2 protein-coding genes are annotated in these 1165 nt (G+C 31.8%); one reads left to right on the forward strand and one right to left on the reverse strand.

The genetic code is table 11. The features are described 5' to 3' along the window. Positions 1-109: 109 nt before the first annotated feature. Positions 110-679 (forward strand): helix-turn-helix transcriptional regulator, encoded by a 570-nt coding sequence (locus tag IDG60_RS15045; protein ID WP_001054128.1) that lies wholly within the window; start codon positions 110-112, stop codon positions 677-679. A 117-nt stretch (positions 680-796) separates the two neighbouring features. On the opposite strand, the gene IDG60_RS15050 is transcribed toward IDG60_RS15045, so the two are convergent. After that, positions 797-997 (reverse strand): cold-shock protein, encoded by a 201-nt coding sequence (locus IDG60_RS15050; protein WP_001059079.1) that lies wholly within the window; start codon positions 995-997, stop codon positions 797-799. Positions 998-1165 lie beyond the last annotated feature (168 nt).

A 1165-nucleotide genomic window follows, 5' to 3' on the forward strand; every position in this document is an offset into this window, starting at 1 on the left:
GATGTTGTCGTATGTCAAAACATTTAGTCAATCATAAAGGTGACTTTAACTAAGTTTATCTGATAGTCTGATTGTAATGATTGTACTAATTGACTGGAGGCGTATGTAATTGAATCTGAGTAAACAAATTAAAAAGTATAGGGAACGAGATGGTTATTCACAAGAATATCTTGCTGAAAAGTTATATGTATCTAGGCAGAGTATTTCTAATTGGGAAAATGACAAAAGCTTACCAGACATACATAACTTATTAATGATGTGCGAATTGTTCAATGTAACTTTAGATGATTTAGTAAAAGGGACTATTCCATTTGTACCTGATATTAAAGTGCAACGAAGTCTTAACTTATGGACATATGTGATGCTTATTTTCATGACATTAGCTGCAATTTTAATGGGACCTTTAGTTGTTTATTGGAATTGGACTTGGGGTATAACGGTGGCAATCATTTTGGGAATAGGTTTTTATGCATCTATGAAAATAGAAGATTTAAAAAAAGTGCATAAAATGGACAACTACGATCGAATTGTTGCTTTTATGAATGGAAAAGATCCTAGTGAAGTACAAACGACTAAAGCTAGAAATACGATGACAAATGCGCTTTCTATTATATCAGCAATTGGTATACTCAGCCTCATAATTTTCCTTAGTGTGTATATGGCAAATAAGTTTTTATAAATCATCATCGTATTGTCTCATATTATCCAAAATAGCATAAAAAAATACCAACAAGATTTAGAACCTTGTTGGTAATCAAAGCGATTCATTTATAATGAGTCGTTTTATTTTGTAAGATTAAACAGTTTGTACGTTAACTGCTTGGTCTCCACGTTGACCTTCAGTGATTTCGAAAGTAACTTTTTGACCTTCTTCTAAAGTTTTGTAGCCATCGCTAGCGATACCTGAGAAATGTACGAATACGTCTCCGCCATTTTCTTGTTCGATGAAACCAAAACCTTTTTCTGCGTTAAACCATTTTACTGTACCGTTATTCATATAGAAAACCTCCATGTGCTTTTGCACTTAATATTTGTAACAAATTCATAACTAAAAAAGAGGATATTCTAAACAAATACACTACAATTTAATTCACGAGCTTTTATTACGTAAGACCAACTATACGCTCATATTGGCATAATGTACAGTGTTTTTTGAAAATAAATT

It is taken from the genome of Staphylococcus sp. EG-SA-2, assembly GCF_017152085.1.

Coding starts and splice junctions, on each gene's coding strand:
- IDG60_RS15050 (WP_001059079.1), bottom strand. CDS start 997: ATGAATAACGGTACAGTAAAATGGTTTAACGCAGAAAAAGGTTTTGGT.